This window comes from Janthinobacterium sp. SUN128 (assembly GCF_030587275.1).
Lineage (GTDB): Bacteria > Pseudomonadota > Gammaproteobacteria > Burkholderiales > Burkholderiaceae_D > Janthinobacterium > Janthinobacterium lividum.
This window is the reverse complement of sequence record NZ_JAPWHY010000002.1, coordinates 384,093-405,624: the sequence shown is the minus strand read 5'-3', so window position 1 is coordinate 405,624 and position 21,532 is coordinate 384,093. Positions and strand designations below refer to the sequence as shown.

Here is a 21,532-nt window from a genome sequence, read left to right as displayed (position 1 = left end):
CTGCGCGCCCTGCGCGGGGGATTCGAAGGGGGCGGGCCTACCGGCCCGGCCCTCTCCGAATCTACTGACTGCTGCCGCTGCGCGGCAGCCCCGCGCGCCTGCGGCGCGCGTTTGTGGTTCTAATTAGGTTTCGACTGAGCCAGCTTCTACGGCGCTTAATGCATCAGTCTGTGTCCGAATGGCGGACCTGACCCTGATACGTGACCCCGATACGCCGATACGAGCCGATACGCGGTTCCATCGAGGCGGAGACATGGGGCAACTCCGCAGGCCCATATAGACGTATATTCACTGCTCGACCGGAAAATTCTACCTCTTGTACTAAGCTTGAGAAAAGATGATTTTTTATCCATTCATCGAAAGGCCTAGTACAATCAGTTCATTGCCCAACTACTACAGTAGTTTCGATTGGACCAAAATTAAGTTATATAGGTACATATGAACGCAATATTATCCGGGACAGCGCCAACCCCGGCCGAGCGGTTGATAGGCCATACAACGCAAGGCGGCTGGACCGTAACTCAGTTGCTACGCTCCATAAAGTTAAATACGCCTGGATTGACTGGCGGAAATTTTTCTGTGGGTTATGAAGTCAATCGCGTAAACCCAAGGTCGGGTGTGAGGGAAATAGCGTTCTTAAAGGCTTTGGACGTCGATCGCGCACTTCAACGTTCCACGAATTTGTTGGGGGACCTTCGTGAAAAACTGAATGAATTCGAGTTTGAACGCAGAATGCATGAGTTTTGCAAGGATCGCCATATGAGTAGGGTTGTTCGGGTGATCGAGGCTGGCGATCTGATGCCTACGGCCTTGCTAGGGGACAAGATTAATCAAGTCCCCTTCTTGGTGTTGGAGATTGCCGATCAAGGTGATGCACGGAGCTGGGTCAACAAGATATCTGAAGCAGAAACTGTGCTTAAGCTCTCTTATCTTCACCACACGCTTACCGGATTGCAACAATTGCACAAAGCTACCGTTGCACATTCGGATCTAAAACCGTCGAATGTGATGATTTTTCAACGGCTCGGGGCAAAGATCGGCGATCTCGGTCGAGTTATTGATGGGACTGGAAATTGTCCTTTCGCAGGTAATCCGTACCCAGGTGATTATTCGTATGCCCCACCAGAAATCTTGTATCGTGCGCCACAATCAGACTGGGTAAATGGGAGGGAGCGCATTGATCTTTTCCAATGGGGGGCACTTTGCGTATACCTCTTTTCTGGAGTTGAGCTAAATACTTGGTTCATAGATAAGTTAGATGTTGCCGCGAGGCCGGGAAGATGGGGGGGCGCGGGTCCCAGTTATACGATGGCACTTCCATATTTGATTGACGCTTTCGAGCAAACACTTGGCGAGCTCGGACACGATGCATTCCCAGCGTGGGCTAGTGAGGAGCTCGTGGCCTTGATAAGAGAGACTGCGCACCCAAATTATGCTCAACGAGGGGACGCAGGAGTTTTGAAGCGCAACCCGAACACAACTGGATTGGATCGGCTCATCACGCGACTAAGCATCTTGGTCAAACGTGCTGAGGTACAAGTTCGCATGAGCGACAATGCCACTAAAGCTGAAAAGGCACTAAGCGGAAACCCATGAGTGCATTCGACGAAACGACTGATCGACGTGTAATACCGATCTGGATAGATTCAACGCAAGCGCTTCAGTCACCTGAAATGCAGCGTCTACGTGCGGTTCCAGATGAAAGTGTTGAACTTGGGACGCCGCAGAGGCTTCGTGAGTTTACCCAGACACCTTCTTCCGAAAATGCACTTGACCTACTGAATATTGCTAGTAGAGAAGGCAATAATTTAGATGTAAGTGCTGCTGCCAAGTTGATTTTGCAGGATGTGAATATGCCTCCGGCTGTTCGTCGCCTTGCGCAGCAGGTGATAGGAAAATCGGATGTTAGTCCAGCTAGTTTGACTGAGCAGGTGTCAATTCGGCTACTACGAAAGCGGCTCCGAGGATCAATGATAAACCCTTTAGCGTGGGCGGATCTAGCACGTCTGTACGCCAGTGCGGGCGAAAACCATAAGTCTGAACGAGCGATGCTCGCAGCTGTTGAGCTTGCAGGAGGGAATAGATGGATCACTCGCTCTGCAAGTCGGTTATTTGTGCATTTGGGGATGCCGGATCGAGCATTAGATGTAATTTCGAGGAATCCATTTACACGAGCTGACCCATGGCTGCTAGCCGCGAATGTTGCGGTTTCGCAAGTTGCTGGAGTAGCGCCAGCCTTTTGGAAAGAGGCGAAGAAATTGCTGACGGCTGATTTACGTCCGATTCATCTTGGGGAACTTTCAAGTGCAATCGCAACGCTTGAATTAGATTCTGGGCAAGCTAAGCAAGCGAGAAAGTTGCTTCAGCAATCGCTGATCGAACCTACAGGAAACGTCTTAGCGCAAGCGCAATGGGCCAAGAGAGCGCGCCATGTCTTGAACCTTGATCTTTCGGCGGTGAATACCATTGATGATGCAAGCGAAGCGAAATGCTGGGCCGCCTATGCGTCCGGCGAGATGGAGTCAGCAGTACGATTTGCGAAAGACTGGGTGCGAGACGAACCTTACTCATCGCGTGCAGCTGTTGTTGCAAGTTATCTGGCTAGTCTTCTCGACGATTATGCTTCAATTGAGCAGATTCTATCAATTGGTCTTCGGGCAAATTCCGATAACCCGACGTTGAAGATTAACCGTGCATTCTGTATTTTGGCCTCGGGCGATCCAGGTATGCTGGAGCGTTTTAAAGTGACGCCGGCAATAATCTTACGCGACCTATTTAATGCCCAAAAGTCGGAAGACCGTCAAACTGTGGCTCACGCAGAAGCAACAATCGGACTTCTCTTCTATCGAACAGGGAATCTAGAGAAGGGCAAGCAATTTTATGAAAGCGCCGAGAGAATTTTCGAACAGCAGCAGAATTCCGGTGCTGTGTTGTTATGCATTCAAAACCATTTGCGTGAAGCGATACTTGCTAGGGCACATTGGAGCGTGGAATTGCTTGCACGAATGGTTGAAATTCTTTCAAACGATACGGCTAAGGCCACTCCTGGCTCGTTGTTCTATGCGACGACTCTTAAAAAGGCAGCGAAGAGGCCAGATGATGCCGAGAACTTATTCAAACAGCCCTTCCGGAAAGACAACACTGTTCGTGTGGACTATGGACGCCAGCTCCTTTTGGACTACAGTTTTGTAAACTCAGATACCTTCATTCCGATTCAGGAGTCTTTAGTGAAGCCTCACGACAGTTCAAGCGCGTGAAACAAAGATGGCCATTGGCATATTCGTAGGTTAGTTAATGAGTTTAAGGTGATTCAAGCACTCGGGGCCGGGGGCAGATACCGTCTTGAATGGCAAATCCTTTTACCACATAATGTGCATCAAAGGGCTTGTCAGTATGGATCACACTATAGATCAGATGTGCTAGTTTGTATATGATCGCTCCAATCACGGCTTTTTTCGTCGTGCCTGTTGCACCCGGAGGCTGGGGCAAATTCGGGGGCGGGGTCAGGTCTACCATTCCGACACGGGCTGATGTATTGAGCGCTGCAGAAGCCGGCTCAGTCAGAACACAAACTCTGGCCCTCAGCGCGCGAAGCTGCCTGCGCCTGCGTAGCGGGCAGCAATTGGCAGATTCCAAGAGGGTCTATAGGTCAGACTCTTCGAAGCCCCCGATAGGTTACGAACCCATGCCGACAAAGACCTTCAGGCTTCTACTGCACCTAAGGCATCAATCCGTGTCCAAATGGCGGACCTGACCCTGCGTCACTGAGTCAGCCTTTGCGAATTCATCTACAGGAAAGGCCGCAAGGCCGGACAGAACGACATCGATATCGATTGCCGTTAATTTATGTTGGCATCGCTGATATTGCCGGGCCTGCTAGGCGCGTTGTCGAGTCAGGCGTTTTACATCACCGCGCACCGCCGCCCTTGGCTTCGGCCTCGATCAAGCTGAGCGCCGCACGCGACAGCAGGCCGCTGCGCGTCTCGTGCCGCGCTGCCGCATAGCGGTCGATCTTGCTCAGCACAAAGCGTGGCAGGCTGATGTTGATGCGTTCGGGCTTGCTGTCGAGTTTTTCAAGGTCGAGGTGGACCAATGCCCAGATGCCACCCGCATGCTCAGGATTGGCTTGCAGGGCTTCGATCTTGCTTTGCGTGATATCCACGGGTTCGCCCAGTTCCAGCAGTGTCTCGATGTGGCTGGTGATGGCTGTCCGGACGTTGTTGAGCGCGTCTTCTACGCTATCGCCCCACGAGTGGACGCCTTTGATGTCGGGGACGTTTACGCCGTAAACGCTACCTGCATCCTTAAAAATGACAACGGGGATATCCATTGCTAGTTCCTCACTACTATTTGTAGAACTCTGCAACACGCAGTAGCTTTCTCATTTCAAGCCAGCAGACCTTAATATGCTGTTCCATGTGCCCACAGGCAGGTCTTTTTTCGGATGCGGTACCGTGACCAAGCCAGGTTTCTCTGCATGTTTAAAGTGATGGTGGCTGCCTTTGATGCGTACCTCTTCCCAGCCATCCTCTTTCAGCATTCGTATCAATTGACTTGAGTTCATGCGTCGCTCCCAAGTACTGCTATCTATAATCATACACAGAATGTGTATAAGTGTGTATTCCAAGTCTGGCGCTACGCAACCTTCAGACGCAAAAAAGCCCGCCAAAGCGGGCTTTTGTCACTCTACAACCAAACCAAAAGCTCAGAACTGGTTCATCGTATTGTCTTTACCAGCCGCCTTCAGCGCCGCTTCGCCGCTGAAGTAATCCTTGTGATCGTCGCCGATGTCCGAGCCGGACATGTTTTGATGTTTCACGCAGGCGATGCCCTGGCGGATTTCCTTGCGCTGTACGCCGGCCACGTAGCCCAGCATGCCCTGGTCGCCGAAGTATTCCTTAGCCAGGTTGTCGGTCGACAAGGCTGCCGTGTGGTAGGTCGGCAGGGTGATCAGGTGGTGGAAGATGCCGGCTTCGCGGGCCGAGTCGGCCTGGAAGGTGCGGATCTTCTCGTCGGCGGCGATCGCCAGTTCCGTCTGGTCGTATTCCACGCTCATCAGCTGGGCGCGGTCGTAGGCGGACACGTCCTTGCCTGCCGCTTTCATGCCGTCGAAGATTTGCTGGCGGAAGTTCAGGGTCCAGTTGAACGACGGGCTGTTGTTGTACACCAGCTTGGCGTTCGGGATGACCTTGCGGATTTCGCTGACCATGCCGCCGATTTGCGCGATATGCGGTTTTTCCGTTTCGATCCACAGCAGGTCGGCGCCGTTTTGCAAGGAGGTGATGCAGTCGAGCACGCAACGCTCTTCGCCGGAACCGGCGCGGAACTGGAACAGGTTGCTCGGCAGGCGTTTCGGACGCAGCAGCTTGCCTTCGCGCTTGATGATGACGTCGCCATTGCCCAGCGCGTCAGCCGACACCTCTTCGCAGTCGAGGAAGGAGTTGTATTGGTCGCCCAGGTCGCCTGGTTCGTTGGTGACGGCGATCTGCTTGGTCAGGCCGGCGCCCAGCGAATCGGTGCGGGCGACGATGATGCCGTCGTCCACGCCCAGTTCCAGGAAGGCGTAGCGGATGGCGCGGATCTTGGCCAGGAAATCTTCGTGCGGCACCGTGACTTTACCGTCCTGGTGGCCGCATTGTTTCTCGTCGGATACCTGGTTTTCGATCTGGATGCAGCAGGCGCCCGCTTCGATGAACTGTTTCGCCAGCAAATAGGTGGCTTCAGCGTTGCCGAAACCGGCGTCGATGTCGGCGATGATGGGCACGACGTGGGTGACGTGGCCGTCGATCTTGGCCTGGATGGCTTGCTTGGCATCACCCTGGGCCGCGTCCAGCTGGCGGAACAGGCCGCCCAGTTCGCGCGCATCGGCCTGGCGCAGGAAGGTGTACAGCTCCTTGATCAGGGCCGAGACGGCGGTTTTCTCGTGCATCGACTGGTCCGGCAGCGGGCCGAACTCGGAGCGCAGGGCGGCAACCATCCAGCCGGACAGGTAGAGGTAGCGGCGGTCGGTACTGTTGAAGTGTTTCTTGATCGAGATCATCTTCTGTTGACCGATGAAACCATGCCAGCAACCGAGCGACTGGGTGTACTTGGATGGGTCCGCATCGTAGGCGGCCATGTCGTTGCGCATGATCTTTGCCGTGTACTTGGCGATATCCAGGCCGGTCTTGAACTTGTTCTGCGCGCGCATGCGGGCGGCGGACTCGGGATTGATGGCGTTCCAGGCGCTACCTTGTTGGTCTTTCAAACCAGCAACAGCCTTGATGTCGTCTTGATATTGGGACATGTGAATCTCCTAAAAAGAAAAGCTATGTTTGAGAAAATCGCCGAGTGCGCCACAACGTCTTGTCGAAGCAAACTGCATGACTAAATAGTAGGCCGATTCGCGCCGATCTTCAAGTCTTATATAAGACATATAACTTAAATTTAATCGTTCTTTTTCAACGACTTAATTATAATTTTTCAGGATATGAAATGAATTTTCAAAAAGTGAGAGCATTAATGGATGAGTTTGCCGTTTGAAATCCCGCGATGTGAAACGCCTTTTCAGATTTTGGTGCAGCGCGACAAATCGGGGCAAAAAAAAGCCACCCGAAGGTGGCTTGGCTCGCTGGCGGCTGATTTAACGTCCCACCGTCTGTCGCTGGTCCTTGATGAACAGTGCCGTCAGCATGCCCACCACGCACACGCCGATCACGTAATAGGCGGGGCCCAGCACGTTGTTCTTCAGCATGAGGGTGACGACCACGGGTGTCAGGCCGCCAAAGATGGCGTACGACAAGTTGTAGGAAAACGACAGTCCCGAGAAGCGCACCTGGGCCGGAAACGCTTGCACCAGCACGTAGGGCACGGCGCCGACGACGCCGACGAACAGGCCCGTCATCGCGTACAGGGGCAGCAGCAGGTCGGGGCGGCTGCCGACGGTGGTGTAGAAAATGTAGGTACTGATGGCCAGCAGCACGGAACCCACGAAGATCACGCGCTTGCCGCCCAGGCGGTCGGCCAGCATGCCGGCGATGATGCAGCCGAAAGCCAGGCACAGGGTGGCCACGGTATTGGCGACCAGGGTGGTGCGCGGCGCGATGTGGTGGATCTTTTGCAGCAGGGCAGGCGTCATCAGAATGACGACGACGATGCCGGCCGACAGCATCCAGGTCAGCAGCATCGACACGACGACGGCGCCGCGGTGGCTGCGCAGCACGGATTTCAAGGGCATTTCCGTCGCCAGGGCCTTGCGCTGCTGCATTTCGGCAAACACCGGCGTTTCATGCAGCCAGCGGCGCAAATACATGGCGCCGAAGCCGAAGATACCACCCAGCAGGAATGGATAGCGCCAGGCGCCATCGGTGATTTCTTGCGGCGTGTAGACGGTGTTCAAGCCCGTCGCCACCAGCGAACCGAGCAGGATGCCGACGGTCAGGCCTGCCGTCAGCACGCCGCAGGCAAAACCCGTGAAACGGCTGGGCACGTGTTCGGAGACAAACACCCAGGCGCCCGGCACTTCGCCGCCCACGGCCGCACCCTGGAAGATGCGCATCAGGAGCAGCAGCAGCGGGGCGGCCAGGCCGATGGTAGCGTAGGTGGGCAGCAGGCCGATCAGCAGTGTCGGCACGGCCATCATCAGGATGGACAGGGTGAACATGCGTTTGCGGCCCAGCAAGTCGCCGAAGTGGGCCATGACGATGCCGCCCAGCGGACGCACGACGTAGCCGGCGGCGAAGATGCCGAAGGTTTGCAGCAAGCGCAGCCATTCCGGCATTTCCGGCGGGAAGAACAACTGGCCGATGGCGTTGGCAAAGAAAACGAAGATGATGAAATCGTAGAATTCCAGCGCGCCACCGAGGGCGGCCAGCGACAGGGTTTTATAGTCTTGCTGGGTGAGGGGACGCGTTGCGGCGTTGCTTGCTGCGGTGTCGGAAGTAGGCATGTGTCTCGTTCTTGTGTGTTATCGGAGATTGCCAGATCTAGCATACGCATTTCCACCGCGTGAGTAAATGCGGTGCGTATGGGGATCAGCCTCAGCTGTGCTTAATACAACGCCGCTATCATCGGCGTTGACTTCATTGGAAAGGACACAGTATGCATATCATGATCGTGGGCGCCAGCCGGGGCCTGGGACGCGCGCTGGTAGACGGTTTGCTGGCTGACGGACATGCCGTCATCGGCGTATCGCGCCAGCAACCTGCCGACTTGCCCGCAGGCCAGGGGACGCAACTGCAATGGATCGCGGCGGACCTGGCCGCACCCGCCGAGGCCGTCGAACGCATCGCGCGTGCAGCGCCCGCCGCGCTGGACGCGCTGATCTATAACCTGGGCGTGTGGGAAGAAAAGGCCTTCAGCGACGAGTATGCTTTCCTCGGCGATGCGGACGACGCCATCGTCGACATGGTCAATACGAACATTACGGCGACGATATTGCTGCTCAAGCGCCTCGTGCCCCGCTTGCTGGCCAGCAGCAAGCCGCAGCTGATACTCACAGGTTCGACGTCCGGCCTGCGCCAGAGCGGCCGCCCGGAAGTGACGTTCAGTGCGTCGAAATTCGCCTTGAACGGCATCGCCGATGCCTTGCGTGAAGGTTTCCGCGAACAGGGGCTGGCCGTGACGGCGCTGCAGCTGGGCTACTTGAATACCTACGACGGCTTGTCCGTGCCGCTGGCGGACGCTGCCGCGCGGGGCGAAGGCGAGCTGATACCCGTGCATGATGTCGTCGCCGTCGTGCGCACCTTGCTGAGCTTGTCGAATGCCTCGTTCGTGCGCGAACTGGTGATGCCGGCGCTGCGCGACGAGCGTTTTTGACTCTTAAGCGTCCTTGCCGTAGACCTCGGACCAGCCGAGATGCTCTTCCAGCCACTCGTCCACTTCCGAGCTATCCATGTGCATCAGGGCGGCGCCCAGCCGCAGCTTGCCCTTGGCCAGGGCCAGCACGGCGAACACGGATTCCAGCATGACGGGATCGAGCTGGTCCTGCAGGTCGCGCGCGGCGATGGCGGGCAGTTGCGCCCAGGCATCGCGGTAGCTGTCGGCCAGCCAGTCCGGCAGAGGCGGATTGTGCTGGCGGTGGCGCTCGATTTCAATCAGGGCGATGAGCGCATAGAAATCTTCCTCGCGCGCTTGCGCGCCGCCCAGCATGGCGACGAGCTGGGGCACGGCAGCATACGAGGCGACGCCCACGTCGCCCTGGTGGTGCAACTCTTCCCATAGCTCATGCCAGACGTCTTCGCCCGCCTGCATGGCCTTGAGCGCCTCGGCCACGTCGTAAGGTACGCGGTAGCCGCCTTCCAGGGTGGGCCAGAGGGGATCGTCGAGTGATAACAGCATGGTTTTCCTTGATGGGACAGCTCGGCTGAGCAAACGCGCACTATACAAGCACCCGGCGCACGCAGCGCGCATAGCCGTCAAACTCGCGCGCGTTCTGATAGGCGACGCCCGTGTCAAAGTCCTTGCACCACGCTTCGTCTTCGATGTCGCCCCATTCGCTCGACCAGTGCCAGTTTGGCCGGAATGCATCTTTCAGCGTCGCATACAGCAAGGTCTGCTCGCGCCGATCCGGCAAGCTATGGCCCAGGCTGGCGGCCCAGTCTGATGCGGCTTGCCATGGCTGGTACTCCAGCTCGCACTTTTCCGGCTGCAACAGCAGATGGTAATCGGGCGCGCCATCCGTGCCGAGGATCAGCCCGGCATAGCGTTCGCCCTGCCGCAAAGGGACGGGCGCGGCGGCCGATGGCGGCAGCGCCACCCGGCGCACGGCGCAGGCGCGGCCCGAGTAGGTCTTGCGAAAGTTGTACTGTGTGCCGTTATCGAAATCGTGGCTCCAGGCCATGCGGGGCAGGATGGCATCCGCTTCCGACGACCAGTACCAGGCATCCGGGAAGACGTGGCGCAAGTTGGCGTGCAGCATGGCCAATTCGCTGCGCGTCGGCAGGCAGGCATCGCGTGCCGCGGCCCAGTCGAGCGCGGCTTGCCAGGGCAGGGCATCGGCTTCGCCGGGCAGCAGGAACAGCCGGTAGCCGGCGCCGCCAGCGTGGCCAGGCATGATGCCCGCGTAGCGCTCGCCGTCAATGGCGCCTTGGTGGTTATGGCTGGCGCGCATACGCAAACATATGTTGTACATACTCGGCCTTGCCAAGCGGCACGCCGCTATGGCGCAGGATGTTATACGCCGTCACCAGGTGAAAATAGAACTGCGGCGTGGCCCAGTTGAGCGCGTATTCCTGGCCCGTCATGTCGAAGGTCAGGCCACCGGCCAAGGTGATCGACACTGGCTGCTGCGCGCCAGTGTCGATGGCTGCGCGGTCCGCCGAAGCGAGCATCGCCAGGGTGTCCTCGATCAGCGCCTTGGCTTGCGGCATGTTGGCGGGCGTGGCGAGCCGGGGCAGCGCTTGCTGTGTCAGCCGGCACACGGCTTCCTGCGCCTGGGTACACGTGAATTCCACCTGGCGCGCCAGGGTGTGCATGTCGGGCGCCAGCCGCGCGTCGAGCAGATTTTGGGGATCGAAACCCAGCGTCTGGGCGCGTTCCTCGCCTTTATTTAACAGCGTCGTCAGGGAGCGCAGCATCTGTGCAAAGCAGGGGATGGTAATGGCGTAGACCGACATGCATATTCCTCAAGTAGTGATGTTGACAGGGGGCGGAAAGGCGCCCGGCCTTGACGGATGCCCCAGTACGCCAGGGCAATGGTCGAACCAGCCGTCGTCTTCTTCCTGTGCAATAAAGGCGGCGATCAGCGCCTGATGCGCCGGTGGCGCGGTGGCCAGCACGGTGTTGAAGCAGGTGATGGTCGAGGCGCTGGGCGTGCCGGCGCCGTTGGCGATACCGACGAGAAATTCTCCAGCCCAGTCGGGCAGGCTGACGATCAGGCGCGGCAGTTCCTGTAGTAGTGCCGTGCAATACACTGTTTCACCGAAGCGCCAGGCGGCGCGGTTGGCCGTCTGATAGGCGCCGTAGTCGTGCTCGGCCTGCACGGATTGAAAAATGGCCAGTGCGTATTGCGCGCCTTCCGTGCCCGTCAGCGCATCGAGCATGGCGCAGTAGCGCTGGAAGCGCCGCTGCGCTTCATTGGACGGCGTGGAGGTATCGTCATCCTGGACGATGTTACCCACAATTAAAAGTTCGGCTTTCCAACGTTCGAATGATGATGGCATGGAGTGAATGAAATGATCGCGACGGACTTGCCATTATGACTTGTGCTGCCTTTGTCTGTAATTTTATTGATGGTGGCAGATTTCCTTTCGATGAAAATGAATCATCCTTGTTTTCGTGTTTATCAATTAGATTGTCCATGGTGACTCATTTTTACAAATAAAGGTTGGTCGATGGTTTCGATACGATTATTTTTCTTTATTTGAAATGGATAATACGAAGACGGCGCTGGAATTAAGATATTTTTATGCCGTTCAATTCAGCGCTTGCCTATCATATTTTTTATTTATCGTGAATAATTCGGGTCGAGTGAAATATCATTAACCTGATCGGAATATTACGTGAATAGTAGAATTTTATTTTGTGCGCTGGTTTTTGCTGCCTTGTCGGCCTGTGGGGGCGGGAGCAATGACGCGGCGGACAATGGCGGCGTCGTGGCGCCACCCGTAACGCCTCCCGTCACCGTGGTCAATACGCAGCCAGTCGCGCAAGCCGGGCCCACCCAAAGCGTGGTGGTTGGTAGCGTCGTGACCCTGGATGCGAGTACCAGCTCCGACGCCAATGGCGATGCCTTGACCTATAAATGGGTGATGAGTTCCAAACCCGTCACCAGTGCCGCCGCCCTCGATTCCTTATTCGCGGTGAAACCGACCTTTACCGCCGATGTGGCTGGCACTTACATGGCCACCTTGCAGGTCAACGATGGCAAGATCAGCAGCGAGCTGTCTTCGGTCACGATCACCGCATCAGTAGCCAATGCACCGCCGGTCGCCAACGCGGGGCATGCAATGACCATCGTTGCGGGTATGGGCATCATGTTGGACGGTAGCGCAAGCAGCGATGCGAATGGCGATATCCTCACCTATAAATGGAGCCTGGTATCGAAGCCGGCCGGCAGTACTGCACGGATCGTGGATGCAAACTCCGTGCGTCCGTATGTCGACGTGGATTTGCCGGGTGCCTATGAACTGAGCCTAGTTGTCAATGATGGCAAGGTGGATAGTGCGCCGGCTTTCGTGACGACGACGGCGGTTGTCGGCAATGTCCGACCATTGGCCAATGCGGGCGTGGCGCAAAACGTGCTCAAAGGTAGCACCGTCATTCTCGACGGCAGCGCAAGTTCCGATGCGAATGGCGATGCCCTGACGTATTACTGGACCCTGACTTACCGTCCTGTGGGGAGTACTGCCACGTTGTCGTCCGCAACGCTGGTGAACCCCTCTTTTATCGCCGACAAGGCTGGCACGTATGTCGCCACGTTGCGTGTGTGGGACGCAGCGAGAATGAGCGATTCAATGAGCGTCACGATTACGGCGACGTCCACGAATGCCGCCCCGGTGGCGAATGCCGGGGTGGATCAGCGTGTGCAGGCAAGTGCGTATGGTGTGACCCTCGATGGCAGGGGCAGTTCGGATGCGGACGGCGACAATCTCAGTTATAAATGGACGTTCATCTCCGTGCCTGCAAATAGTATGCTGCAGCCATTTCCCGGCGAATGGGACCGCAGCCAGACAGTCAGCAGATTTTGGGCGAATGTGCCGGGAACCTATGTCGTCAGCCTTGTCGTCAATGACGGTACGGTCGACAGTGCCCCATCGACCGCCACCATTATTGCCACTGCAAGCTCGACCAATGTGGAGCCGAGGGCCAATGCGGGCATAGATCAGTTTGTCGCGCCAGGAACGACCGTGCGTTTGACGGGACTTGGCAGTACGGATGTGGAACACGATGTCTTGACATACCGCTGGCAATTGAGGAGCAAGCCTGCTGGCAGCGCAGCCGTGCTATCATCACTGACTGCCGCGCAGCCGACATTTTTCGCAGATATGGCCGGCAGTTATGTCGCGACATTAATCGTCAACGATGGCTCGGAGAATAGTCGCGAAGATAATATGGCGGTGACGGCGACGCCGAATCTGCTCAATTTGTACCAGGTGCAGGACAATGGGGCCGGTCCGGTCGACACGAAGGCCGGTTTGCCTTACCTCGCCAATGCGACGGTACATAAGTCGTGCTCGGGATCGTGTGCGGCCAACTTTACGGTCGATACCTTCAAGGTGGCCGCCGCCGGGACGAGCTTCATGATTACCCATGTGACGGCCGTCGACAGTACCGGCAAGGTCGTTCCAGCCATCGTCGGTCTGGTGTCGGGCCAGGTCATTCCTGCCGGCAGCAGCGCCACCTTCTCGCTGGTGTCGCCCAAGACGAATAGCGCAACTGCCAAACTGACGTACAAGTTCTTTGTGGCGGAAACGGGCCAGTCTTTCGTTTATAACGCAGACTTCACGTCAAATTAAGTGATGTAATATGGCGAATGCCGGGCTTCGGTCCCGTATTCGCCAGCCCTTCTTGTCTGTGTTCCCATGCCCACCTGGACTTCCCCGCCCCAACTCGTCGCCCTGGCCGCCTTTTATGCGCAGGCGCAAGCCCATCCGGAAACGCTCAGTGATGCTGTCTTCCTGGAAAATGTGAAAAACGCCCACTGGCCCACCAATTGCTGGAATTATGTGGAAGCGTCGTTCGCCATCATCGCGCCTGCCTGCCTGCTACGCCCGCATCTGACCGCCGAGCTGATCGCCTTGCCCATCGACGCCATGATCGCGGGCGGCCTGGAAGATGCGGGGCAAGTCATCGCGATTGGCCAGGCCTGCGCCACGCGCGACGCGCCATATGTGGCGGTGAGCGAGGAGGGCAAGCGCTGGCTGACGCAGGTGTGGCCGACCTTGGGCGAGGTGGCCGGGGCGGTGTTCCGAGCCAGGCTGCAAGCGGCGCTGGCCGATGAAGATTGATGTAAATATAAACTGAAAGGTGTCACCATGATTGCAGGAAATTTCTTCCCTCCCGACTATAAAACTTTTCCTTTCGAGCAAGGAGACCTGCTGCTTTCCCAAGACGAGGGCGGCAAGTTTTCTGTTTCCAAGGTGTTGAAGATAGATACAGTCGAGGTCGGCCGCGGCGAGGCGATTTACATGGGCGGCAAGGACATCGTGGCAACGGAGGACGACTACCTGCTGATCATCGGCTGTGCATACGGCGAATACGAGTTCGACTCGGCCGAGGAGGCGCAGGCCGCTGCGCTGGAAGGCAGCTGGACGGTCAGGATAGGCCACGCTCCGAATCGCAGTCCGGGCGCGGCGGAGGGGCAGTCATTGATAGGCCATGAAGCTGTTCATGAAAGCGAACTGGAGGGCTACCATTTGTGGAAGGACGCCTTTGAGGCGGGCAAGGCTGGCGTGTTTTGACTTCGACGTGCCTGTTGTGCGGCGAATACTTCTTCTTGACCAAGGAAACTGGTTTACGTTAGGGTATACGTAACTACTTACATATATCCCGCTCAACATGTCCTCCACCCTGCAAACCTACGGCTCCCTGATGCTGGCCAGCCGCCTGCGCCGTCTTTCCGATCAACTGTATGCCGGCGTCGATACCAGCTATCTGGCGGCCGGCGTCGAGCTGACGTCGCGCTGTTTCCCTTTGTTATTGCTGCTGCGCGACAATGGCCCGACGGCGATCACGGCCCTGGCCGCGCAGATCGGGCAGACGCACCCTGTGGTGGTGCAGCTGGGGCGCAAGCTGCTCGATGCAGGCGTGGTGATGGAGATGCCGGACGCCAAGGATGAACGGCGGCGCCTGCTGGCGCTGTCCGATGCCGGGCAAGTCTTGCTGCGCAACATGGCGCCCCTGTGGGACGATGTGCGTGCGGCCGTCGATGTGGTGTTCGAGCAGGGCGCGCCGCAGCTGATGGCCAGCCTGGACCGGGCCGAGGCGCGCTTGCAATCGCAGGGATTCGGCGAGACGATCGCCGCCTGCCGGCGCCAGCGCGAGCGGGCTGCCGTGGAGATCATCGATTATGCGGCGCAGTACGGAGCAGATTTCAAGCGCCTGAATATCGAATGGCTGGAACGCTATTTCTATGTCGAGGCGCTGGACGACAAGGTGCTGTCCGATCCGCAACGCTCGATCCTCGACGACGGCGGACAGATTTTTCTCGCGCGTTTGGACGGCAAGATCGTCGGCACTTGCGCCCTCATCCACGCCGGCGATGGCAGTATCGAGCTGTCGAAGATGGCCGTCACGCCCGAATGCCAGGGCCTGGGCATCGCGCGCCAGCTGATCGAACGGGCTTTCGATGCCTTCGAAGCCAGCGGCGCGCAATTGCTGTTCCTGGAATCGAACAGCAAGCTGGCGCCCGCCATCCGCCTGTATGAAAGCAGCGGTTTTACCCACGTGGCGCGGCCCGCCGGCGACGCCCATTACCAGCGCGCCGACGTCTACATGGAGTGGCAGGGCAGGTAGCACACGCGAGGGCGCCACGCGGCGCTCCCCATCGGCCGTCTCCCGCGTTACAATACGCGCACCCATAACGGAACCCAGGTTCCACTATTTCGAGACGCCGACGCCGCATGCCTTCCTTCCCGATGCCCTTCCCGCAGTTGATCGTTCCACCCGAGCCCACCCAGGCGCGCAGCAAGCTGGCCTTCGAACGCCTGCTGCTGGTGGGTGAACAGTTGCTGGCGGAAAACCGTTTCGATGAAATCGGCGTGGCCGACCTGGCCAAGCTGGCGGAAACCTCGGTGGGCACGTTTTACCGTTTATTGGGCGACAAGGACACCCTGAGCCGCTTGCTGCTGCAGCGCTTTTTTTCCGACATGGTGGAAAAGGTCGAAACCCTGACGGAGCTGCGCCAGTGGGAAGGGCGCAGCCTGGAAGAGTTCATCCGCGCCATGGTGGCCATGTTCGTGGCCGTCAACATGGGCCGGCGCGGCGTGTTGCGCGCCTTGATCACCCGTTGCTCGCAGGATGCGCAATTCCGCGACAAGGTGCACCAGATCAACCATCTGATCTCGCAGCGCACGGTGGCCGTGCTGGCCAGCAAGTCGGCCAGCATCCGCCATCCGAACCCCACGCAGGCGATGATGGTGGTGCCGCCCGTGCTGCTGGGCATCCTGAACCAACACGTGTTGTCGGGCTCGCTCTCCTTTTTATCGGCCGCGGCGCTGGAGGATGAGCTGGTGCGTGTTGCTTTAAATTACCTGACTTGAGATATTTAGCGATTTAACTTGAAATCGGAATTCGGATTCCGTATTATGTTTTCCAACAGCAGGAAAATATATTCCTGCACCTGAACACAAAGCATGTTCAACAGCAAGGAGACAGAATGCGGCGTCACACGACATCCGATGTTCCATTGCATTACCTCGACCTCGATTCCGGCACCGAGACAGGGAAGGGCGATCCCGTGTTTTTGTTGCACGGCCTCGGTTCCTGCGCCGAAGACTGGCGCCCGCAAATCGACGCCCTCGGCAGAAGCTACCGCCTGATCGTGCCAGACCTGCGTGGCCATGGCGCCAGTCCCGCGCCAAACGGCGACTGGCAGATCGGCGACTTCGCCAACGACCTCTTCAATCTGATGGACCAGCTAGACGTGCCGCGCGCGCACATCGTCGGCTTTTCCCTGGGCGGCATGGTGGGCCTGGAAATGGCCAACCGCGCCGCCGGCCGCGTGGCCAGCTTGTGCCTGATCAATTCCCAGCCGTTCCAGGGCAGCAAGCCGGCGGCGCTGCTGTTTGCCTACTGGCTGCGCCGCACGGTGATCGCCACCTTCGGCCTGAAAGCCATGGGCAAGATCATCGGCAAGAAACTGTTTCCCGATCCGGCCCAGCAAGCCCTCGTCGAGCGCTTCGCCACGCAGATGGCGGGCATGGACAAGCGCGCCTACCTGGCCGCGCTGGACGCCATTTTCCACTGGGATATCGACATTCATTTCCAGGCCCTGGCCATGCCCGTCTTCATCATGGCGGCGGACCAGGATTACACGCCCGTCGCCAGCAAGCGGGCCTTTGCCGCACAGTTTCAGCAGTGCGAGATCGAGATCATCGCGAACTCGCGCCACGCCACGCCTCTGGACCAGGCGCAGCGTGTGAATACCTTGTTGCAGTCCTTCCTTACTCTACATTCAAAATAAACAGGCCACTCGCCGCACGGGCCGAGGGCCGGAACACAGTCATCGCAGGGCAGGTGCTCGCATTGCGCGCGCGGGTACCGTTACGTCTTGCGATTCTGGAGTCCGGCCGTCTTCCCTGGCGGTAAGCAAGCCTGACATTGGAGACGCTATGAAACTTGCTTTGAAATTGATGCCCGCCGCCCTTGCCGTTGCCGGTGCCTTCAGCTTTTCCACCCAGGCCCTGGCACAGGAGGCCGCCACGTCTGGCGCCACCAGCGCCCAAAGCGCCAGCGAGGCCAGTGATGCGAAAGAACGCATGGAAACCGTCACCGTTTCCGCCCGCCGCCGCGAAGAGCGGCTGCAGGACGTGCCGCTGGCCGTCACGGCGTTTTCCGCCAAGGCCCTGGAGCGGGCGAATATCCAGAACCTGGCCGACTTGCAGGAGCGCGTGCCGAACCTGACCGTGTACGCGTCGCGCGGCACGAATACCACCCTGACGGCCTTCATTCGCGGCGTGGGCCAGGCCGACCCCGTCTGGGGTGTGGACCCGGGCGTGGGCATTTATTTCGACGACGTCTACATGGCCCGTCCGCAAGGCGCCCTGCTCGACGTGTTCGACGTGCAGCGCATCGAAGTGCTGCGCGGTCCGCAAGGCACTTTGTACGGCAAGAACACCATCGGCGGCGCCATCAAGTACATCTCGCGTCCGCTGGCGAAGGAAAATGGCGCCTCGGCGGAAGTGGGCATCGGTAACTATAACCAGCGCAACTTCAAGGCCGCCTTCAATGTGGCCAACGAGAACGGCACCTGGCGCGCGCGCCTGGCGGCCGCCAAGCTGGACCGTGACGGTTTCGGCCGCAACACCTTCAATGGCGAACAGGTCAGCGACCAGGACAGCACGGCCGCGCGCCTGTCCGTCGGCTATTTTCCACAGGACATCCCGCTCACCGTCGTGCTGAGCCTGGACGCCACGGACGACAAGTCGGGCGTGCGCGGTTTCCAGCGCATGGGCGTGAGCGCCTTCGATCCGCTCAAGCGGCCCGCCAGCACGGATGCCTATGACATCCAGAGCGGCATGCCGGGCAACAACTTCACGCACAACCGGGGCGGCTCGCTGGTGGCCAACTACACCTTGTCGAATGACTGGTCCGTCAAAGTGATCGGCGCCAAGCGGCGCAGCACGTCCGAGCAAACCATCGACTTCGACGGCTTGCCGCTGCCCATCGCCGACGTGTTCGGCGACTCGCGTGACGAACAGAAGAGCCTGGAATTGCAGGCCTCGTACAGCGGCGATTACGGAGCCGGCGTGATCGGCCTGTACCGCTTCGAAGGCACGGCCGGCGGCGGCATCTACAACAATTTCCTGGGGCGCCAGTTCACGGCCGCCGTCAGCACGGTGGAGACGGACAGCACGGCGTTGTACACGGACTGGACCTGGCCGCTGGGCAAGGTGTGGAGCATCAATGCGGGCTTGCGCCACACGCGCGAGGAAAAGCGCGCCATCGTGCTCAACCGTGCTTTCGCCGACGTGGGCTTTACGCGGCCTATCCAGACGGCGGCCGACTTCGACAAGTCCTTATCGGTCAGTAATACCTCGCCGAAACTGTCCGTGCGCTACGAAGCGTCAAAGACGACGAATTTCTACAGCAACCTGTCGCGCGGTTTCAAGTCGGGCGGCTACAACGTGCGCGCCAACAACCTGGTGGTGCCAGACTCGGCGCGGCCGTACAAGGATGAAAAACTCGATGCGCTGGAAGTGGGCATGAAGTACGCGGCGCCGGACGACACGTTTGACGCCAACGTGGCCCTGTTCTACAACCGCTACAAGGATATCCAGTTGTCCGTGTTCACCAGCTATGTGCAGCCGGGCGGCGTGCCGGGCTTCTATGGCGACTTCACGAATGCGGGCAAGGCCACCGTCAAAGGCGCCGAGTTCGAATTCTCGTGGCGTCCCAACCGCCAGTGGGAAGTCAACGGCTTCCTCGCCTTGCTGAGCGCCGGCTATGACGAGTTCATGAGCGGCGGCAAGAACATCGCGGATACGCAAAAGTTCAGCAATACGCCAGCCCGGCAAGTGGGCTTGAACCTGACGCGCACGGACCGCGACGTGTTCGGCGGCGCGCTGCGCAGCATGGTCGGCTACGGCTACCGCAGCAAGGTCTACCCGACCACGGACTTGAGCGAAACCCTGGCGCAGGGCGGCTACAGCATCTGGACGGCTGGCGTCGTGTGGGAAGCGCCGAAGAACTGGACCTTCAGCTTGCATGGCAGCAACCTGGGCAATAAACGCTACCGCACGGATGGCTACAACATTCCCGCCGTGTTCATCCTCGACGGTTTCTATGGTCCGCCACGCCAGATCATCGCCAAGGCTGGCTACAAATTTTAAGAAGTTGTAGAAGTGCCGGCTTGACGGGCGTCAAGCCGGTTGGTTGTCGCTGTTTTCGTCGTGAATAATAATCAGGAGACTGGCATGGCACATCTGAATCAACAACTGCGTCATTTATTATCTGCACTGATCGCCGCCTGCGGCTTGCTGGCCGCGCTGCCGGCTGCCGCCGGGCAGTGGGATTTCGGCCTGTACGCGAGCCTGTGGGGTACACGTGAATACCAGGTCTGGCTACCGAGCAATTACAATCCGAACACGCCGCTGCCCGTCGTGCTGATGCTGCACGGTTGCGGTTCCGAGCCCAACAGCATGGCCGCCGTCAGCCGCTACAACCAGCTGGCCGACAGCGAGAACTTCATCGTTGTCTATCCGCGCCAGAACGCCACGGCCAACCCCATGCGCTGCTGGAATTTCATGTTGCCGCTGAACCAGGAGCGGGGTACGGGTGAACCGGCCGTGCTGATGGGCATCTTGAACAAGGTCAAGAACAAGTATGCGGTGCAGGATAGCCGCGTGTATGTGACAGGTATCTCGGCCGGTGGCGCCATGGCCTCCATCATGGCCGCCTGCTATTCCGACGTGTTCGCCGCCGTGATGGTGCATTCGGGCGGCATGTACAAGGGCGCCATCGGCATGCTCACGGCCGCCGATTCGCTGTTCAACGGCAGTTCGTTCGACCCTAAAGTACGGGGCAAGGATGCCTGGCGCTGCTCCGGTTCGCCGCGCCGCCTGATGCCGACAATGGTGTTCCATGGCACCTCGGACATCGTCGTCAATCCCGTCAACGGCGAGCAAACCATCGAGCAATTCCTGCAGACCAGCGATTATGGCGACGATGGCCTCGACAATGACAGCGTGCGCTACCGTGCCGACAGCATCGTGCGCCAGACGGTGCCGTACGGCCGCAGCTATTCCATCGACACGTATCTGCACAACGGCGCCGTCATCGCGCAAAAGTATACGGTGGAAGGCATGAACCACGCATGGAGCGGCGGTCCTCCCGGCTGGCCGTTCAGCGATGAGCTGGGTCCGGACGCCACCGTGATCAGCTGGAATTTCTTCAAGAATTACCAGCGGTGATGGGTTGAGAAACTTGCAGCTTGTACAATGGGGCGCAGCGATTGCGCCCCATTTTTTATGCCTGTGAAAGATCCCATGCCTGCTTGCCGCCTGCTGTCCTGTCTTGCCCTTGCGTTGCTGTCCGCTTGCGCCAGCGTCGGCCCGCCCGCGCCATCGGCCGCCTATGCGCAAGCGTTCGAGCGTGCCGCCCAGCAAGACAGCATGCGCAGCGAATGCGACTGGAACGTGCGCTATGCGCCCGTCGCGGCAAAGGACGCCAGCGTGGCGCAATTGCAGGCCATCGCCACGGCGCGCCTGGCGGCCCTGCAGCTGGCACCCGCCTGGACCTTGTCGATGCCCGGCAGCGAGGCGCATGCCTTTACGGCGTCGGAAGAAGACCGCGCCGGGCTGCAATTGTTGCTCAGTATCGTCTTGCCGGCCATGGAACGCTACCCGGCCGGCGTCTACGCGCGCACGGGCTTGCGCCACGTCGTGCTGGTCAAGGATTTGAGCGTGGATGGCCAGCGCCGCCTGGCCATGCCGGCGCCGGAAATCGACAGCGTCGTCTATGCCGACAACCTGCTGGCCGCCCTGTGTCCATCCGGCATGGAGCTGCGCGTGCACCACGAGTATTACCACTTCATCGAATACCGCCTGTTCAACGATTTCTATTACCGTGACCCCGCCTGGCTGGCCTTGAACCCGCCCGGCACGGCTTATGGCCAGGGCGGCGCCACGGCCTACGGCAAGGGCTTCCAGAACTTGGGCCACCCGCAGCCAGGCCTCGTCAGCCTGTACGCGGCCTACGGCCCCGAGGAAGACAAGGCGGAAGTGTTCGGCTGGATGATGACGCCGGCGTATGCCATGCGCCTGCAGCAATGGACGGCGTTTGATCCCGCTTTGCTGGCCAAGCGGCAAAGTTTGAGGGAAGTATTGCAAACCTTGTCGGGTTCTTACTAAATATCAAGTATTTCCTTGCCATCCCATGGCATTGTCGGTTC

General features: G+C 58.8%; 20 protein-coding genes. 12 read left to right on the top strand and 8 right to left on the bottom strand.

Annotation, left to right across the window (positions count from 1 at the left end; all coding sequences use genetic code 11):
* Positions 1-438: 438 nt before the first annotated feature.
* Complete coding sequence (locus O3297_RS21840) at positions 439-1,596, top strand: protein kinase family protein (protein WP_099395304.1); 1,158 nt, start codon at positions 439-441, stop codon at positions 1,594-1,596.
* Positions 1,593-3,257 carry a lipopolysaccharide assembly protein LapB gene (locus O3297_RS21835; protein ID WP_143450413.1) on the top strand — a complete coding sequence of 555 codons (1,665 nt, stop codon included), beginning with the start codon at positions 1,593-1,595 and terminating at the stop codon, positions 3,255-3,257. Before O3297_RS21840 ends, O3297_RS21835 begins: the two co-directional genes overlap by 4 nt.
* 650 nt (positions 3,258-3,907) lie before the next feature.
* Here O3297_RS21835 and O3297_RS21830 read toward each other — a convergent pair.
* From O3297_RS21830 to O3297_RS21815, 4 genes are all read right to left on the bottom strand, one after another.
* Positions 3,908-4,330 carry a type II toxin-antitoxin system HicB family antitoxin gene (locus tag O3297_RS21830; protein WP_099395301.1) on the bottom strand — a complete coding sequence of 141 codons (423 nt, stop codon included), beginning with the start codon at positions 4,328-4,330 and terminating at the stop codon, positions 3,908-3,910.
* A gap of 51 nt (positions 4,331-4,381) precedes the next feature.
* On the bottom strand, positions 4,382-4,564 hold the full coding sequence (locus tag O3297_RS21825; RefSeq protein ID WP_099395400.1) for a type II toxin-antitoxin system HicA family toxin: 183 nt from the start codon (positions 4,562-4,564) through the stop codon (positions 4,382-4,384).
* Between the two features lie 141 nt (positions 4,565-4,705).
* Entirely contained in the window at positions 4,706-6,286 is a 1,581-nt protein-coding gene (locus tag O3297_RS21820) for an isocitrate lyase (protein ID WP_034784508.1), read from the bottom strand.
* 336 nt (positions 6,287-6,622) lie between these two features.
* The gene (locus O3297_RS21815) at positions 6,623-7,927 is read right to left on the bottom strand and encodes an MFS transporter (protein WP_305050088.1); all 1,305 of its coding nucleotides are present in this window, start codon (positions 7,925-7,927) and stop codon (positions 6,623-6,625) included.
* A 152-nt stretch (positions 7,928-8,079) separates the two neighbouring features.
* Between O3297_RS21815 and O3297_RS21810 the strand changes: the two genes are divergently transcribed.
* Complete coding sequence (locus O3297_RS21810; RefSeq protein WP_305050086.1) at positions 8,080-8,796, top strand: SDR family oxidoreductase; 717 nt, start codon at positions 8,080-8,082, stop codon at positions 8,794-8,796.
* Between the two features lie 3 nt (positions 8,797-8,799).
* On the opposite strand, the gene O3297_RS21805 is transcribed toward O3297_RS21810, so the two are convergent.
* From O3297_RS21805 to O3297_RS21790, 4 genes are read right to left on the bottom strand one after another with little or no spacing between them, the layout of a single operon-like run.
* Entirely contained in the window at positions 8,800-9,318 is a 519-nt protein-coding gene (locus O3297_RS21805) for a hypothetical protein (protein WP_305050084.1), read from the bottom strand.
* 40 nt (positions 9,319-9,358) lie between these two features.
* Positions 9,359-10,090, bottom strand: coding sequence for a hypothetical protein (locus O3297_RS21800; protein ID WP_305050083.1), 732 nt, complete (start codon positions 10,088-10,090; stop codon positions 9,359-9,361).
* Entirely contained in the window at positions 10,074-10,595 is a 522-nt protein-coding gene (locus O3297_RS21795; protein ID WP_305050081.1) for a DUF1993 family protein, read from the bottom strand. Before O3297_RS21795 ends, O3297_RS21800 begins: the two co-directional genes overlap by 17 nt.
* A gap of 9 nt (positions 10,596-10,604) precedes the next feature.
* A complete protein-coding gene (locus O3297_RS21790) occupies positions 10,605-11,099 on the bottom strand; it encodes a hypothetical protein (protein ID WP_305050080.1) in 495 nt (164 codons plus the stop codon).
* A 381-nt stretch (positions 11,100-11,480) separates the two neighbouring features.
* On the opposite strand from O3297_RS21790, the gene O3297_RS21785 reads away from it, so the two are divergent.
* From O3297_RS21785 to O3297_RS21745, 9 genes are all read left to right on the top strand, one after another.
* Positions 11,481-13,436 carry a PKD domain-containing protein gene (locus O3297_RS21785; RefSeq protein WP_305050079.1) on the top strand — a complete coding sequence of 652 codons (1,956 nt, stop codon included), beginning with the start codon at positions 11,481-11,483 and terminating at the stop codon, positions 13,434-13,436.
* Positions 13,437-13,502: 66 nt separating this feature from the next.
* Positions 13,503-13,928: a hypothetical protein gene (locus O3297_RS21780; RefSeq protein ID WP_099395294.1), complete on the top strand. Its 426-nt coding sequence runs from the start codon at positions 13,503-13,505 to the stop codon at positions 13,926-13,928.
* A 27-nt stretch (positions 13,929-13,955) separates the two neighbouring features.
* Positions 13,956-14,381 carry a hypothetical protein gene (locus O3297_RS21775; protein WP_176382049.1) on the top strand — a complete coding sequence of 142 codons (426 nt, stop codon included), beginning with the start codon at positions 13,956-13,958 and terminating at the stop codon, positions 14,379-14,381.
* A 97-nt stretch (positions 14,382-14,478) separates the two neighbouring features.
* A complete protein-coding gene (locus O3297_RS21770) occupies positions 14,479-15,435 on the top strand; it encodes a bifunctional helix-turn-helix transcriptional regulator/GNAT family N-acetyltransferase (protein ID WP_305050075.1) in 957 nt (318 codons plus the stop codon).
* A gap of 107 nt (positions 15,436-15,542) precedes the next feature.
* A complete protein-coding gene (locus tag O3297_RS21765) occupies positions 15,543-16,181 on the top strand; it encodes a TetR/AcrR family transcriptional regulator (protein WP_034784500.1) in 639 nt (212 codons plus the stop codon).
* Positions 16,182-16,297: 116 nt separating this feature from the next.
* A complete protein-coding gene (locus O3297_RS21760) occupies positions 16,298-17,104 on the top strand; it encodes an alpha/beta fold hydrolase (RefSeq protein WP_305050074.1) in 807 nt (268 codons plus the stop codon).
* 148 nt (positions 17,105-17,252) lie between these two features.
* Positions 17,253-19,472: a TonB-dependent receptor gene (locus tag O3297_RS21755; protein ID WP_305050073.1), complete on the top strand. Its 2,220-nt coding sequence runs from the start codon at positions 17,253-17,255 to the stop codon at positions 19,470-19,472.
* An 84-nt stretch (positions 19,473-19,556) separates the two neighbouring features.
* A complete protein-coding gene (locus O3297_RS21750; RefSeq protein ID WP_070281050.1) occupies positions 19,557-20,552 on the top strand; it encodes a PHB depolymerase family esterase in 996 nt (331 codons plus the stop codon).
* Positions 20,553-20,627: 75 nt separating this feature from the next.
* Positions 20,628-21,491 carry a hypothetical protein gene (locus O3297_RS21745; protein ID WP_305050072.1) on the top strand — a complete coding sequence of 288 codons (864 nt, stop codon included), beginning with the start codon at positions 20,628-20,630 and terminating at the stop codon, positions 21,489-21,491.
* The last annotated feature ends 41 nt before the right edge of the window (positions 21,492-21,532 follow it).

Coding starts and splice junctions, on each gene's coding strand:
- O3297_RS21840 (WP_099395304.1), top strand. CDS start 439: ATGAACGCAATATTATCCGGGACAGCGCCAACCCCGGCCGAGCGGTTG.
- O3297_RS21835 (WP_143450413.1), top strand. CDS start 1,593: ATGAGTGCATTCGACGAAACGACTGATCGACGTGTAATACCGATCTGG.
- O3297_RS21830 (WP_099395301.1), bottom strand. CDS start 4,330: ATGGATATCCCCGTTGTCATTTTTAAGGATGCAGGTAGCGTTTACGGC.
- O3297_RS21825 (WP_099395400.1), bottom strand. CDS start 4,564: ATGAACTCAAGTCAATTGATACGAATGCTGAAAGAGGATGGCTGGGAA.
- O3297_RS21820 (WP_034784508.1), bottom strand. CDS start 6,286: ATGTCCCAATATCAAGACGACATCAAGGCTGTTGCTGGTTTGAAAGAC.
- O3297_RS21815 (WP_305050088.1), bottom strand. CDS start 7,927: ATGCCTACTTCCGACACCGCAGCAAGCAACGCCGCAACGCGTCCCCTC.
- O3297_RS21810 (WP_305050086.1), top strand. CDS start 8,080: ATGCATATCATGATCGTGGGCGCCAGCCGGGGCCTGGGACGCGCGCTG.
- O3297_RS21805 (WP_305050084.1), bottom strand. CDS start 9,318: ATGCTGTTATCACTCGACGATCCCCTCTGGCCCACCCTGGAAGGCGGC.
- O3297_RS21800 (WP_305050083.1), bottom strand. CDS start 10,090: ATGCGCGCCAGCCATAACCACCAAGGCGCCATTGACGGCGAGCGCTAC.
- O3297_RS21795 (WP_305050081.1), bottom strand. CDS start 10,595: ATGTCGGTCTACGCCATTACCATCCCCTGCTTTGCACAGATGCTGCGC.
- O3297_RS21780 (WP_099395294.1), top strand. CDS start 13,503: ATGCCCACCTGGACTTCCCCGCCCCAACTCGTCGCCCTGGCCGCCTTT.
- O3297_RS21775 (WP_176382049.1), top strand. CDS start 13,956: ATGATTGCAGGAAATTTCTTCCCTCCCGACTATAAAACTTTTCCTTTC.
- O3297_RS21770 (WP_305050075.1), top strand. CDS start 14,479: ATGTCCTCCACCCTGCAAACCTACGGCTCCCTGATGCTGGCCAGCCGC.
- O3297_RS21765 (WP_034784500.1), top strand. CDS start 15,543: ATGCCTTCCTTCCCGATGCCCTTCCCGCAGTTGATCGTTCCACCCGAG.
- O3297_RS21760 (WP_305050074.1), top strand. CDS start 16,298: ATGCGGCGTCACACGACATCCGATGTTCCATTGCATTACCTCGACCTC.
- O3297_RS21755 (WP_305050073.1), top strand. CDS start 17,253: ATGAAACTTGCTTTGAAATTGATGCCCGCCGCCCTTGCCGTTGCCGGT.
- O3297_RS21750 (WP_070281050.1), top strand. CDS start 19,557: ATGGCACATCTGAATCAACAACTGCGTCATTTATTATCTGCACTGATC.
- O3297_RS21745 (WP_305050072.1), top strand. CDS start 20,628: ATGCCTGCTTGCCGCCTGCTGTCCTGTCTTGCCCTTGCGTTGCTGTCC.